The 11,639-nt window shown below is 63.9% G+C and carries 11 protein-coding genes and 1 other RNA gene; 7 read left to right on the top strand and 5 right to left on the bottom strand.

Annotated elements, in window-relative coordinates; genetic code table 11:
- Positions 1-7: 7 nt before the first annotated feature.
- Positions 8-430 (bottom strand): HIT family protein, encoded by a 423-nt coding sequence (locus V2L18_RS11020; protein ID WP_336178272.1) that lies wholly within the window; start codon positions 428-430, stop codon positions 8-10.
- 188 nt (positions 431-618) lie between these two features.
- Here V2L18_RS11020 and ffs point away from each other — a divergent pair.
- The 7 genes from ffs to V2L18_RS10985 all read left to right on the top strand — a co-directional run bounded on the left by ffs (position 619) and on the right by V2L18_RS10985 (position 7,970).
- An RNA gene (gene ffs, locus V2L18_RS11015) (signal recognition particle sRNA small type) lies at positions 619-711 on the top strand.
- A 221-nt stretch (positions 712-932) separates the two neighbouring features.
- Positions 933-2,912, top strand: a complete 1,980-nt coding sequence (locus V2L18_RS11010; RefSeq protein ID WP_336178298.1) for a DNA polymerase III subunit gamma/tau — start codon at positions 933-935, stop codon at positions 2,910-2,912.
- 54 nt (positions 2,913-2,966) lie between these two features.
- On the top strand, positions 2,967-3,287 hold the full coding sequence (locus V2L18_RS11005) for a YbaB/EbfC family nucleoid-associated protein (protein WP_336178271.1): 321 nt from the start codon (positions 2,967-2,969) through the stop codon (positions 3,285-3,287).
- A gap of 35 nt (positions 3,288-3,322) precedes the next feature.
- Entirely contained in the window at positions 3,323-3,931 is a 609-nt protein-coding gene (gene recR, locus V2L18_RS11000) for a recombination mediator RecR (protein WP_336178270.1), read from the top strand.
- A gap of 189 nt (positions 3,932-4,120) precedes the next feature.
- On the top strand, positions 4,121-6,160 hold the full coding sequence (locus V2L18_RS10995) for a methyl-accepting chemotaxis protein (protein WP_336178269.1): 2,040 nt from the start codon (positions 4,121-4,123) through the stop codon (positions 6,158-6,160).
- A gap of 189 nt (positions 6,161-6,349) precedes the next feature.
- Positions 6,350-7,144 (top strand): response regulator, encoded by a 795-nt coding sequence (locus V2L18_RS10990; RefSeq protein WP_336178268.1) that lies wholly within the window; start codon positions 6,350-6,352, stop codon positions 7,142-7,144.
- Between the two features lie 28 nt (positions 7,145-7,172).
- The gene (locus V2L18_RS10985; protein WP_336178267.1) at positions 7,173-7,970 is read left to right on the top strand and encodes a response regulator; all 798 of its coding nucleotides are present in this window, start codon (positions 7,173-7,175) and stop codon (positions 7,968-7,970) included.
- Between the two features lie 32 nt (positions 7,971-8,002).
- Here the strand turns inward: V2L18_RS10985 and V2L18_RS10980 are convergent, their stop codons facing one another.
- The 4 genes from V2L18_RS10980 to V2L18_RS10965 form a co-directional block, all read right to left on the bottom strand.
- Positions 8,003-9,631, bottom strand: a complete 1,629-nt coding sequence (locus V2L18_RS10980) for an ABC transporter ATP-binding protein (protein WP_336178266.1) — start codon at positions 9,629-9,631, stop codon at positions 8,003-8,005.
- Positions 9,628-10,140, bottom strand: a complete 513-nt coding sequence (locus V2L18_RS10975) for a type II toxin-antitoxin system VapC family toxin (protein ID WP_336178265.1) — start codon at positions 10,138-10,140, stop codon at positions 9,628-9,630. The genes V2L18_RS10980 and V2L18_RS10975 overlap by 4 nt, the downstream gene beginning before the upstream one ends.
- Complete coding sequence (locus tag V2L18_RS10970; RefSeq protein ID WP_336178264.1) at positions 10,141-10,383, bottom strand: hypothetical protein; 243 nt, start codon at positions 10,381-10,383, stop codon at positions 10,141-10,143.
- A 70-nt stretch (positions 10,384-10,453) separates the two neighbouring features.
- Entirely contained in the window at positions 10,454-11,638 is a 1,185-nt protein-coding gene (locus V2L18_RS10965; protein ID WP_336178297.1) for an ABC transporter permease, read from the bottom strand.
- Between the last annotated feature and the right edge of the window lies 1 nt (position 11,639).

The raw sequence follows: 11,639 nt of genomic DNA, 5'->3' as shown, positions 1-11,639 counted from the left end.
ACATGCGCTAGCGGGACCGCACGCGAAGGCGGCTGATGAGCTCCTCACACATGCGCTCGCGGGCCTCATCGTCATAGGGCTCCGGCTCGCCGACACCCCACACCGGGCCGTCCCAGGCGTCGTCGCCCTCGAAACGGGCAATGACGTGGACGTGGAGCTGGCGCACCACGTTGCCGAGCGCGCCGACATTGATCTTGTCGCAGCTGGTGGCCTGCCGGAGCACGCTGGAAGCGTGGGCGATTTCCTCCATCAGCAACGTGCGTTCTCCCGCTTCCAGATCCGCCAGTTCCTCAAGCCCCGTTTTCCGCGGCACCAGCACCAGCCAGGGAAAGCGGGCATCGTTCATCAGCCGCACATGCGAAAGCGGCATGTCGGTGAGGCTGATGCTGTCTGCTTCCAGACGCGGGTCGAGGGTGAATTCGTCTGTCATCGTGGCTCCTTGGAGCTGGAGGGAGCTGCCCAAGAACAGCTTTGTAAAACGGTTTCGGTTGCGGGTGGAGAGGAGGCGAAAGACGCGCGGAACGCGTCCCCGGCGGGTGTGTTTTCACCAGCCTTGTTCTTATCCGTTCCTACCCCCTTGCCAATCCCCACCTCAATCCTGATATAACGGGCTCGGGAGGTTGGCAGTGGACGAGCCACTCGCCAACCGGGTCAGGTCCGGAAGGAAGCAGCCCCAACGAGTTTCGGCGCGGGTCACGTTTGCTCAACCTCCCACCCTTTTCCCCCGCGACTGCCTCCGGACCGGTCGGCCGGCGAAGGCCCGCGGGATTTGTGTTTCTCCGCACGGCGCGCGATCGCTTGCAAAGCCGGCCGCGGCAGCCACGCGGTCCGGATGAAGGCGTGACGGCCCGGTGGACGGCACTCTCACCAGCGACGACGAGACGACGGGTGATCTGCCCGCAACGCCGCCCGAACCGGGGCAAGGTGCGCCGCTGAGTGCGTCTGAAAACACGTCCGAGCAAGCCTCCGAGCCGTCCCAGGGCGCCTATCGGGTTCTCGCACGCAAGTACCGCCCGCGCAATTTCGACGATCTCATCGGCCAGGAGCCGATGGTGCGCACCCTTTCCAATGCATTCGACACCGGCCGCATCGCGCAAGGTTGGATCCTTACCGGTGTGCGCGGCGTCGGCAAGACGACAACGGCGCGCATATTGGCGCGGGCGCTGAATTTCGAGATTCCCGGCGAGATCGACAAGCCGACGATCCATCTCGACCGTCTCGGCACCCATTGCCAGGCGATCATGGAAGGCCGCCATGTCGACGTGATCGAGATGGACGCCGCCTCCCATACCGGCATCGCAGACATTCGCGAGATCACCGACGCCGCGCGCTATCGCCCCGTTTCTGCGCGCTACAAGGTCTACATCATCGACGAGGTGCACATGCTGTCGAACGCGGCCTTCAACGGGCTGCTGAAGACGCTCGAGGAGCCGCCGGAGCATGTGAAGTTCATCTTCGCCACCACCGAGATCCGCAAGGTGCCGGTCACGGTCCTGTCGCGCTGCCAGCGCTTCGACCTGCGCCGAATCGAAGCGGGAACGCTGGTCGCCCATCTCAGGCGCATCTCCGATGCGGAGAAGGTGGAGATCGAGGACGAGGCGCTGGCGCTGGTGGCGCGTGCCGCCGAGGGCTCGGTGCGCGACGCGTTGTCGCTGCTCGACCAGGCCATGGCGCATGGGGCCGGACGCATCACGGCGGAAGACCTGCGCTCCATGCTGGGGCTCGCCGACCGGGCCCGGGTGATCGATCTCTTCGAACACGCCATGAAGGGCGATGCCGCCGGCGCGCTGTCGGAATTGCGCGCGCAATACGATATCGGCGCGGATCCGGGCGTCGTGCTCACCGATCTCGCCGATTTCGTCCATCTGGTCACAAGGCTGAAGATCGTGCCGGACGCCGGCGACGACGCATCCGTCACCGAGATGGAGCGCCAGCGCGGCCAAGCCTTCGCGCGCGATCTCTCCATGCGGGTACTGAACCGCGCCTGGCAGATGCTGCTCAAGGCGATCCCGGAAGTCCAGAACGCGCCCAAGCCGCTGGCGGCCGCCGACATGGCGCTCGTCCGGCTGTGCTATGCGGCGGATCTTCCCACGCCCGATGAGGCGCTGCGGCTTCTTGCCGAGGGCGGCGGGAACGCGGCTGCTTCCGGGAGCGGTTCAGGCAACGGTTCGGGCGGTTCGGGCTCGGCTGGCCCCATCGCGCAGGGTGGCGGTCAAGTCTCCACGCAAGGTGCCGCGATGGCGGGCTCTGCGCCCCGGCCCGGCGATTACCAGGGCGGTCCGACGATGTCCGGTGCCGTCAGCCCCTCAGGTCCGCGGCTTCACGCGGTGGCCGGAGGGCGGTCGGCCCCGAAACTTGCCCCGGAACCGGCTCCCGATCCGGAAGCCTACGAGCATGCCGAAGTCGCGCCGCAGCCCGATCCCGCACCGCAGCCTGCGGTTGCCGCCGGCGAAAGGCTCACCAGCCTTGAGGATGTCGCGGCGCTGTGCGCGCGCCACCGAGAGGTGACGCTTAAATTCGCCGTCGAACGGCAGATGCGGCTCGTGAAATTCGAGCAGGGCCGCATCGAGGTGGTGATCGACGAAGGTGCGCAGGCCGATGTCGCCGGCAAGCTCGGCCACCGGCTCGGCGAGTGGACCGGCGAGCGCTGGATCGTCTCCGTCGTGCGCGGCGAGGCTGGTCCCACGATCTACGAGGAACGGCAGGCCGTGCAGGCCAAGATCGTCTCCGACGCCATGGCCGATCCCGCCGTCAGCGCCGTCCTGGAGGCCTTTCCCGGCGCCAAGGTGGTGGACGTGCGGGTGCTGGAGGATGAGCCCGCGGACGAGGCGGTGCCGGCTCCCGACGAGGAGCTTGCCGATGGCGGCGATGGCGATGCGGATGATGAACCGGTTCCCGGCGCCGAGGACTGATCCCGCCGGCAGGCGGCCCGCGACCGACTGTGAGAACGAAAAAGGTTTGGGACCATGGACTTCCTGAAGATGATGAAGCAGGCCAAGCAGATCCAGGAGCAGATGGGCTCCCTGCAGGAAGAAATCGGCCAGATCGAGGTGGCCGGTTCGTCCGGCGGCGGCCTCGTGAGCGTCGTGATGAGCGGCAAGGGCGAGATGAAGAGCCTGAAGATCGATCCCTCGCTCGCCAAGGAAGACGAAGTCGAGATCCTGGAAGACCTGATCCTCGCCGCCCACAACGACGCCAAGGCAAAGGCCGAGGCGGCCATGCAGGAAAAGACCCAGGAGCTTATGTCCGGCATGGGACTGCCTGCCGGCATGAAGCTGCCGTTCTGAATGGGCGTGAACGTGCGGACGGGTATCTTGCGCCGATGAGCAGCCGAAAGGTCGCGGGTCCGGAAATCGAGACGCTGATCCAGCTCCTGGCCAAGCTGCCGGGGCTCGGGCCGCGCTCGGCCCGCCGCGCCGCCCTGCATCTGATCCAGAAGAAGGACCAGCTCTTCGCCCCGCTGACGCGGGCGATGGAGGTGGCGCTTGCCGAGGTGCGCGTGTGCTCCACGTGCGGCAATGTCGATACCTGCGATCCTTGCACCGTGTGCGCCGATCCGCGCCGCGACGGCACGACGATCGTGGTGGTCGAGGATGTCTCCGACCTGTGGGCGCTGGAGCGCGCCCAGGCGATCAATGCCCGCTATCACGTTCTGGGAGGCACGCTGTCGCCGCTCGACGGGGTCGGGCCGGAGGATCTCAACATTGCCGGCCTTGTGGAGCGCGTGCGCGCCGCCGGCGTCACCGAGGTGATCCTCGCCGTCAACGCCACCGTGGAAGGCCAGACCACGGCGCATTACGTGACCGATCAGCTCGCCGGCCTTCACGTCAAGGTCTCCCGCCTCGCCCACGGCGTGCCGGTCGGTGGCGAGCTCGACTATCTCGACGAGGGCACGCTTGCCCAGGCATTGCGGGCCCGCACCCCCTTCTAGGGCGGGGCCAGCCCCATTTGCTTGAGGGATTGAACTCTTTTTCGAATTTTCTTCGCGTCGTATATTTACGTATGTACGAATATATATGCAGAAAAGAATATTCGTTATCCTTCTATTAGAACAAGGACGCGATAGTTACTCGGATCAAAGTCGCGAATATTGCAATTTCCCGATAGTCCGAGAGGCAAGATGCTCAAGCGAATGAAGGCGCGTTTCGGGGAGCCGGAGACGATCTCCGCCGACATTGACGCCGAGGCGATCGTTTCGCCGCAAACCGGGATGGAAACCGAGCCCGTCCGCTCCCTGCTGACGAATGAGCGTCTTGATGGCCTGAGCGTCGAGGATTTCCGCTTCGCCGGCGCCGAGGCGGCGCTGGTGGTGGCCTTCGTCTCCCCCAATGTCGATTTCGCGGCGACGGTGCGCGCTGTCCAGGGGCTCGCCGGCGGGGCCCGCGTGGTGGCCACCACGACGGCGGGCGAACTGTGTTCGGGCGGCAAGGGCAGCCTCTACTGCGGCACCGAGGGCAACTGGAACAGCGTCGTGGTGCAGGTCTTCTCGCCGCGGCTGATCGCGGAGACAGATGTCTTCGCCGTTCCCCTGCACTGCCAAGACATCCGCTCCGGCGGCGCTGCCATGGACCGCGCCACCCGCATCGACCGCATCCGCGATGCGCTGAACTCTGTCAGGCCTCGCTTTTCCCTCGATTCGCACACCTGCTTTGCGCTGACCTTCATCGACGGCCTGTCCAATTCCGAGAACTACTTCATGGAAGCCGTCTATCGCTCGGCCCGCTTTCCATGCGTCTTCGTCGGCGGGTCGGCCGGTGGCAAGCTCGATTTCAAGAAGACCCAGCTCCACGATGGCCGGCAGGCACTGGAAAACCATGCCCTGCTGATCTTCGTCCGCCTCGCGCCCGGCAACCGCTACGGCGTGATGAAGAGCCAGAACTTCAAGGTGACCGGTCCGAACTTCGTCGTCGTGGATGCGGACGTGGATCATCGCACGGTCAGTGCCGTTCTCGATCCTCAGACCGGCGAGGTCGTCTCCCTCGTCGACGCGCTCGCCACGACGCTGCACGTGAGCCCGGATCAGGTCGCGGAGCGGCTGGGCGGTCGCGCCTTCGGCATCAGCCTGCAAGGCGAGATTTTCGTGCGCTCCGTCGCCGGGATCGACGCGGAACGGCGGGTGGTCAGCTTCTATTGCGATGTCGGGCCGGGCGACGAACTGGTCATGCTGGAGCCGACGGATTTCCTGCAGCAGACCCGGCAAGACGTTACGGCCTATCTGCGCGGCAAGCCGAAACCAGCCGCGGTGCTGATGAACGACTGCATTCTGCGCCGGCTGACCAATCCGGACAAGCTCGCCGAGGCGCGCGACATCTGGCCGGTGCAGGCGGCGGGCTTTTCCACCTTCGGCGAACTCTTCGGCATCAACATCAACCAGACCCTGGTCGCGCTCGTCTTTTTCGCGGATGTGGAGGAGGAGTACGCCGACGAGCTGATCGACAATTTCGCGAACTATTATGCCCGCTTCGTGGAATATTTCACGCGACGTCGCCTGAGCCAGGTAGAGATGCTCAACACGCTGCGCAGCCGCATCATCGCCGATATCGTCGAGCATCTGAGCATTACCGGCAAGGTTGAAGGCGTGCTCGGCGAGGTTTCGCAGGTCGGCGGCATCATCGATGGCATCCGCAACGCCATGGGGGCGGGTGCAGCGGGCATGGGCGCGGCCGGTTCCAGCAACACCGAGCAACTCGCCGGCAAGTTCCAGAGCCTCAGCGATTCCCTGTCCGCGCTTCGTCAGGTCCTCGCCATCATCGACAACATCACCGGCCAGACCAACCTTCTGGCGCTGAACGCCACAATCGAGGCCGCCCGCGCCGGCGAGGCCGGCAAGGGGTTCTCCGTGGTCGCCGGCGAAGTCAAGAAACTCGCCAACGACACCAAGTCGTCGCTCGGCAAGACCCAGGCCGCCGTCGGCGACATCGAAACCTCGCTGGAACAGCTCGGCACCATCATCGAGGCCACCAAGGAGCAGATCGCGCGCGAAGGCGACCGCTATCGCGACGTCATCGTCAAGGTGGAGGAGATCTTCGACCAGAGCGGCCACATCGAACGCTCGCTCGCCGGCCTGAACGAGATCCTCTCCGCCCATCGTTCCGGCGTCGACAAGGTGATGGGACAGATCGACTTCCTCAAGCAGCTCGGCGCCTCATCCGCCGCATGACGCGATAAAGAAATTGACCTATAAGGCATAATACATAAGCATATATAACAATATAATGTCCGCGTCTACCTGTGGAATCGAGTGGTATTCACATAATATGAAGAATTATTCATGTAATGAGTGCTGATGACATCCCGGCCGGCAGGTCGTCGCCCGCTCTTCTCAATGTCTCACGGAAGCACGCAACACATGAGTCTGGAACAGAGCCTGAGGATACTTATCGCTGACGATTCCACCGTGCTTCGGATGAAATTGCGAGAATTCCTGAACGAGATCGTCCCGAACGCCGAGATCGTCGAGGCCGACAACGGCAATACGGCGCTGAAGGCGATCGTCGACAACCCGATCGACGTGGTCTTCCTCGACATCAACATGCCCGAACTCTCCGGGCTGCATGCGCTTCATCTTCTCAAGAAGAAGGGCGACAGCCTGTTCGTGGTTCTGATGTCGACGGACGCCAACGAGGTCCTGATCAAGGCGGGCAACGAGCTCGGTTCCTACGACTTCCTGAAGAAGCCCTTCAATGCAGACCGGGTGCGCACGATCCTGCGCGCCTACGCCAACCTGTCCGACCGCAAGAAGGTGCTGATCGTCGACGATTCCGCCACCGTGCGGAAGATCATCTATCGGGTGCTGGCGAATTGCCGGTTCGACATGCTGATCAGCGAGGTCGACAGCGGCAAGGAGGCGCTGACCCTGCTCAAGGGCACGCAGCCCGACATCATCTTCCTCGACTACCACATGCCCGATCTGAACGGCGTGGAATCGGCCCACTACATCCGGGCGCAGAGCCCGGCGGTGAAGATCGTTATGATCTCCTCGAAGGACATGAGCGGCCAGCATGACGCCTGTCGCAGTGCGGGCATCTACTGCCTGGTCAAGAAACCCTTCTTCCCCAAGGAAGTCGATTTCATCCTGCACCGTCTCTACGGACTGAACATGCCCCAGTCGCTGGAACTCACGCCGAACGTCACGCTGCTCTAGTGCTGGCCGCGCCGCAATTGGAGACCCCATGTCTGACAGGCCGCCCACCGTCCTCATCACCGACGATTCGCAGACGCTCCGCCGCATCCTGCGCCAGGCCGTGCTCGACGCCGAGCCGAATGCCACGATCTGCGAGGCGGCCGACGGCAACCAGGCGCTGACGGCGTTGAAGAACCACGAGATCGACATCGTCTTTCTCGACGTGAACATGCCGGAGATGTCGGGCCTGGATGTGCTGGAACTGCTGCGCGGCAAGGGCAACAACGTCTTCGTCACGCTGATGTCGACGGAAGCGGATGCGGCGGTGATGAAGGCGGGCGCGGAACTGGGCTCCTACGACTTCCTCAAGAAGCCGTTCACGCCCGAGCAGATCGCCACCATCCTGACCAGCCACCGCAATCTGTCGCGGCGCAAGAACGTGCTGATCGTGGACGATTCCGCCGTTATCCGCCGCATCATCTACAAGGTGCTGGCCAATTGCCGGTTCGACATGCTGATCAGCGAGGTCGACAGCGGCAAGGAGGCGCTGACGCTTCTCAAGGGCACCCATCCCGACATCATCTTTCTCGACTACAACATGCCCGGCCTCGACGGCATCCACGCCGCCCAGCGCCTGCGTGCGGAAATTCCCGGCATCAAGATGGTGATGATCTCCTCGCAGGATCTCACCGGCCAGAAGGACGCCTGCCGCAAGGCCGGCATCTTCGCGCTCCTGAAGAAGCCGTTCTTCGCCAACGAGGTCGATTTCGTCCTGCACCGCCTCTACGGCCTCAACATGCCGCAATCGCTGGAGCAGACGCCCAACGTGACCCTGCTGCAGGAATAGGGGGGGAACGATCCCCCTCCCGCCCCCGGGCGTTACTCGCTGACCACGCCCTCCGGCGCCGTCTCGATGCGGAAGGCGGCGGCCATCAGTGCCCGCGTGTAGTCGGTCTTCGGCGCGTCGAAGATCTCCTGCGCGGAGCCCGCCTCCACCACCTTGCCTTCGCGCATGACGATGACGTCATTGGCGAGCGCCCGCACGACCTTGAGATCGTGGCTGATGAACAGGTAGGCAAGATCGTGTTTTTTCTGCAGGTCGCGCAGAAGGTCCACCACCTGCGCCTGCACCGACATGTCGAGCGCCGAGGTCGGTTCGTCCAGCATGACGAATTTCGGCTCCAGCACCATGGCGCGGGCGACCGAGATGCGCTGGCGCTGACCGCCGGAGAATTCGTGTGGATAGCGGTGGCGCACGGCCGGATCGATGCCGACCTCGTCAAGCGCCTTGCACACCTTCTGGTCGCGCTCGCCTGCGCTGATACCGGGGAAATGCACCTCCAGCCCCTCGCCGACGATATCGGCGACCGACATGCGCGGGCTCAGCGAGCCGAACGGGTCCTGGAAGACGACCTGCATGTCGCGCCGGAGCGGGCGCATCTCCTTCCACGATTTTTGCTGGATGTCGCTTCCCAGAAACGCGATACGGCCTTCAGACGAGATCATGCGCAAGAGCGCAAGTCCCAGCGTCGTCTTTCCCGAACCGGACTCACCCACCACGCCCAGCGTCTGGCCCTCGCGCACGGCGATATCGATACCGTCTACCGCCTTGATGTAGCCGACGGTCTTGCGCAGGAAGCCGCGTTTGACCGGGAACCACACCTTCAGATCGTCGGCCGACACGACGATCGGCCTGGATAGATCGCGCGCCGGCGGCGTGCCCTTGGGCTCGGCCTCGATCAGGTGCTTCGTATAGGCGTGCTGAGGCGCGGTGAAGATCCGTTCCGTCGCTCCGTGCTCGACGATCTCGCCTTTCGTCATTACGCAGACGCGGTCGGCGATCTTGCGAACGATGCCGAGATCGTGGGTGATGAACAGCATCGCCATGCCCTGGCGCTCCTGCAGATCCTTCAAGAGCTTGAGGATCTGCGCCTGCACCGTCACGTCGAGCGCGGTGGTCGGCTCGTCGGCGACCAGGAGATCGGGCTCGTTGGCCAGCGCCATGGCGATCATCACGCGCTGGCGCTGGCCGCCGGAGAGCTGGTGCGGGTAGCTCGAAAGCCGGCTTTCCGGATCGCGGATGCCGACCTGGTCGAGAAGCTCGATGGTGCGCGCCCGCGCCTGCGCATCGCCCATGCCGCGGTGGAGCTTGAGGATCTCGGTGATCTGCCGCTCCACCTGGTGCAGCGGGTTGAGCGAGGTCATCGGCTCCTGGAAGATCATCGCGATCCGGTTGCCGCGGATGGAGCGCAGCGCCTTGTCGCTCGCCGCGATCATGTCCTGCCCCTCGAACAGGACCGCGCCGGAGGGGTGGGAGGCGGGCGGATAGGTGAGCAGCTTCAGGATCGACAGCGCGGTGACCGACTTGCCCGACCCGCTCTCGCCGACGAGCGCGAGGGTTTCGCCCTTGGCGATGTCGAAGGAAACCGAGCGCACCGCATGGGTGGCGCTACCGCCCTGCTCGAAATCGACGGAAAGGTCGCGGACGGAGAGGAGGGGGGAGGTCATGAGAGACTGTCCACTATGCCTGCGAGCGTCTCCACCGTCGGCTGTATGATCGACAGTTCGGACGCAACTATTGGTGCATTTGTCAGCGGGTCGCGGATGGAAACGGTGTCAGGCAGCTTCATGTCTCGGGTGAGAAAATGGGTACACTTAAACCCGACAGCGGTCGAAAGATGGATGGCATCCGGCATCTTGACGGAGGGGAGCAACGCTCGGATCCATGCGGCATGCACAAGAACCTCGCGGTCCGCAGGTCCGATTTCCAGCCACGGCGAGCCAGGGACGAACCAGTTCTGGTAGACTTGGCGCAATGCTGCATCCGTGTTTCGCAATGGATGAACGAGCAGTTCCGCGAGTGCGAATTCACTCGTGCATAGGAAGGGTCGGTCGGCGTCTTTCCGCGCGACCATTCGAACCAGGTTCTGCAACAGGTTAAGTTCCGGGCCATGCTCGCCTTCAGCCAGCAGGATGAAGATGTTCGTGTCGAGATAGAGACGTTCGACAGGCAGCATTCAATCGTCCCATTCGTCCCGGAGATCCCGAATCCGCTGCGCAGCATCTTTCCCGCTCACCCGGCGCGGCAAAGTCCTGCGCACGACTTCCGTCAGTTGCAGCAGATCCTCCACGCTCCGCGGAGTCGCTGCGGAGGCCTCGGTTTCCAGTGTCACGCTCACCATGGTTCCCGGTGCCAGTCCCTCTCTCAGGTCCTCCGGCAGCTTTTCGACCGGGTAGTGCTCCTTCACGATCCTGTTCATGAGCCCTCCTTGTCCGCCTCTTCGTCGCGGCCCCGCCATCTTATCACGGGCCGCGCGCTCATTTGCCCGATTACTTGAACGTCTTGCGCGGATCGAAGGCGTCGCGCACGGCCTCGCCGATGAAGATCAGCAGGCTCAGCATGAGGGAAATGGTGATGAAGCCGGAAATGCCCAGCCAGGGCGCCTGCAGGTTGTCCTTGCCCTGCCTGAGCAGCTCGCCCAGCGACGGCGAGCCCGGCGGCAGACCGAAGCCCAGGAAGTCGAGCGAGGTCAGCGTCGAGATCGAGCCGTTCAGGATGAAGGGCAGGAAGGTCAGCGTCGCCACCATGGCATTGGGCAAAAGGTGGCGGAACATGATGGTGCGGTTGGCGACGCCGAGCGCGCGGGCCGCGTTCACGTACTCGAAATTGCGCCCGCGCAGGAATTCCGCGCGCACCAGCCCGACCAGCGCCACCCATGAGAAGGCCAGCAGGATGCCGCACAGGATCCAGAAATTCGGCACCAGCACCGAGGATATGATCAGGATCAGATAGAGCTGAGGCATCGAGGTCCAGATCTCGATGAAGCGCTGGAAGCCGAGATCGATCCAGCCGCCGTAATAGCCCTGCACCGCACCTGCCGCCACGCCGATGAACGAGGAGAGAACGGTCAGCACCAGTCCGAACAGCACCGACAGGCGGAAGCCGTAGATCAGCCGGGCTAGCACGTCGCGGCCCTGGTCGTCGGTCCCCAGCCAGTTCCAGTTGCCGAGCGTGCAGTTGCTGTCATCCGCGCCCTTGTCGTAGCGCTGGCAGCGCGTCTCCCTGTCGAATTGCCAGGAGGGCGCGGCCGGCGCAGGCGTCGGGATCGCCGTGTTTACCGTGGTGTAGGAATAGCGGATCGGCGGCCAGATCATCCAGCCGTGCGAATTGATCTCGTCCTGGATATAGGGATCGCGGTAATCGGTGACCGCAAGAAAGCCGCCGAATTTCTCCTCCGGATAGTCGACGAGCACCGGCGACAGCAATTCGCCCTTGTAGGAGACGAGCAGCGGCTTGTCGTTGGCGATCACGTCGGCGAACAGCGACAGCACGAAGAGGACGAGGAAAATCCAGAACGCCCAGTAGCCGCGCCGGTTGGCCTTGAAGTTCGCGATCCGGCGGCGGTTGAGCGGCGAAATGGCGAAGCGCTTCGGCGGGACCTGCGTCTCGCCGGGAAGCGGTGTCGGCGCCTCGTAGCCTTCGCGTTCGAGTTCCTGGTCGAGCCTTTGATCCATC

The sequence above is a fragment of the Breoghania sp. JC706 genome, from assembly GCF_037026715.1.
In the GTDB taxonomy this organism is placed as follows: Bacteria; Pseudomonadota; Alphaproteobacteria; order Rhizobiales; family Stappiaceae; genus Breoghania.
This window is presented reverse-complemented; position numbering and strand designations above follow the sequence as displayed.

Coding starts and splice junctions, on each gene's coding strand:
- V2L18_RS10980 (WP_336178266.1), bottom strand. CDS start 9,631: ATGACCTCCCCCCTCCTCTCCGTCCGCGACCTTTCCGTCGATTTCGAG.
- V2L18_RS10975 (WP_336178265.1), bottom strand. CDS start 10,140: ATGCTGCCTGTCGAACGTCTCTATCTCGACACGAACATCTTCATCCTG.
- V2L18_RS10965 (WP_336178297.1), bottom strand. CDS start 11,638: ATGGATCAAAGGCTCGACCAGGAACTCGAACGCGAAGGCTACGAGGCG.
- V2L18_RS10985 (WP_336178267.1), top strand. CDS start 7,173: ATGTCTGACAGGCCGCCCACCGTCCTCATCACCGACGATTCGCAGACG.
- V2L18_RS10990 (WP_336178268.1), top strand. CDS start 6,350: ATGAGTCTGGAACAGAGCCTGAGGATACTTATCGCTGACGATTCCACC.
- V2L18_RS10995 (WP_336178269.1), top strand. CDS start 4,121: ATGCTCAAGCGAATGAAGGCGCGTTTCGGGGAGCCGGAGACGATCTCC.
- V2L18_RS11005 (WP_336178271.1), top strand. CDS start 2,967: ATGGACTTCCTGAAGATGATGAAGCAGGCCAAGCAGATCCAGGAGCAG.
- V2L18_RS11020 (WP_336178272.1), bottom strand. CDS start 430: ATGACAGACGAATTCACCCTCGACCCGCGTCTGGAAGCAGACAGCATC.
- recR (WP_336178270.1), top strand. CDS start 3,323: ATGAGCAGCCGAAAGGTCGCGGGTCCGGAAATCGAGACGCTGATCCAG.
- V2L18_RS10970 (WP_336178264.1), bottom strand. CDS start 10,383: ATGAACAGGATCGTGAAGGAGCACTACCCGGTCGAAAAGCTGCCGGAG.